The 1,217-nt window shown below is 36.8% G+C and carries 3 protein-coding genes; all 3 read right to left on the bottom strand.

The features are described from left to right. Positions 1–23: 23 nt before the first annotated feature. From ACJML3_RS05840 to ACJML3_RS05830, 3 genes are read right to left on the bottom strand one after another with little or no spacing between them, the layout of a single operon-like run. Positions 24–266 carry a hypothetical protein gene (locus ACJML3_RS05840; RefSeq protein WP_406021443.1) on the bottom strand — a complete coding sequence of 81 codons (243 nt, stop codon included), beginning with the start codon at positions 264–266 and terminating at the stop codon, positions 24–26. After that, complete coding sequence (locus tag ACJML3_RS05835) at positions 263–688, bottom strand: hypothetical protein (protein WP_406021441.1); 426 nt, start codon at positions 686–688, stop codon at positions 263–265. Before ACJML3_RS05835 ends, ACJML3_RS05840 begins: the two co-directional genes overlap by 4 nt. Positions 689–692: 4 nt before the next feature. Then, the gene (locus ACJML3_RS05830) at positions 693–1,001 is read right to left on the bottom strand and encodes a hypothetical protein (RefSeq protein ID WP_406021439.1); all 309 of its coding nucleotides are present in this window, start codon (positions 999–1,001) and stop codon (positions 693–695) included. Positions 1,002–1,217: the final 216 nt, after the last annotated feature.

Here is a 1,217-nt window from a genome sequence, read left to right as displayed (position 1 = left end):
CTTCAATCTTTGCAATATAACCATTATTCATTTTCTAATACTCCGTAAGGCTGATCTGCACACTCTTTTAACGCTTTTGCAGGCGGTATAGTGAAATTATCATAGACAATTAAAATTGAAGTCCGATCTCCGCCCTCGTCTGTAATTGTCTGATATTTAATGTCGATAATTCTGTATTCTCGGTGATCTTCAAGCCATTTATTAGCACCGTGAATAGCGTTATCGTTTCTGCCGTAACGTTCTTTGAACTCAACAATCTGGATCATGCTGTTACCTCGTCAATGTCTGAAAACAGATCGGTCTGTTCTTCCTGCTTTGCTTTTTTCTTTTTCTTCTCGATAGGGGCGATATACACAAAGAGATCATGCGATATTCTGTCCTGTTTCTTTCTTTCTTCTTCGCTTAATTCTGCGCCCCAAGTGATTACACCACCATTTGTTAATTTGCCCTCAGCAAGCCAGTTATTGATACACGTAACTTCATACTCTAAAAGCTCATTTATGCGCTCTTTGGTGTAGTCACGATCTTCATTGAAGATAAAAGTAAAAGTCTTAAAATCGCAAGTCGAACAAAGAGAATAAAGCATATCTCTATCATGCTTATTCATATTGTCATGTTCATCCAGAATACACAGATAAAATTCTTGTGGATTAGGCATTATCTTTATTAAGTCTTTAAGTTTAATCATTGTGTTACCCTCGCTGATACTCAGTAATCACTACATAACCGCCCTGCAGGGATTGTTTGACCTCAGAGATTTTTTTATAAGCTTTGTATTCAGGTTTATTTTTAAAGTGTCTTTTGTACTGCTCTGTATCATCTAAGCAGTTATTACGCTGTTTCTTTACAGGCGTTGTTAAGATCTGCTCTAAAGTCCATCCCTGATGTTTTCTGTGATAATACGCCCACTCGGTTAATCCCCAGAACAGATACATTGATCGCACATCTGGGAATGGATGCCCTAAATGGTCTTTGCAACGTTTTGATCGGTCTTTAATCATAATTTCAAAATCATCTCAATGAACATGAAATATAAAAGCGCAACAAGTGTATAAAAAATGAAATTCTGCATAACGTTAAATGCTCGCATTAAAATACACCTCTAACCGTTTCAAATTCCGTGCACTTGTTTAAGTCGTATTTATTCAGCGCATCCGTTAGAAAACGCTTAACATCAACAAATTCATTTGCCTGCTTTACTGCTTTGAGATCGTGAA

It is taken from the genome of Succinivibrio sp., assembly GCF_045124615.1.
In the GTDB taxonomy this organism is placed as follows: domain Bacteria; phylum Pseudomonadota; class Gammaproteobacteria; order Enterobacterales; family Succinivibrionaceae; genus Succinivibrio; species Succinivibrio faecicola.
The sequence above is the reverse complement of the archived record's forward strand: the minus strand, read 5'-3'. Positions and strand labels throughout refer to the sequence as shown.

Bases quoted from the DNA above. Each gene is read 5' to 3' on its own strand.
- ACJML3_RS05840 (WP_406021443.1), bottom strand. From the start codon at position 266: ATGATCCAGATTGTTGAGTTCAAAGAACGTTACGGCAGAAACGATAAC.
- ACJML3_RS05835 (WP_406021441.1), bottom strand. From the start codon at position 688: ATGATTAAACTTAAAGACTTAATAAAGATAATGCCTAATCCACAAGAA.
- ACJML3_RS05830 (WP_406021439.1), bottom strand. From the start codon at position 1,001: ATGATTAAAGACCGATCAAAACGTTGCAAAGACCATTTAGGGCATCCA.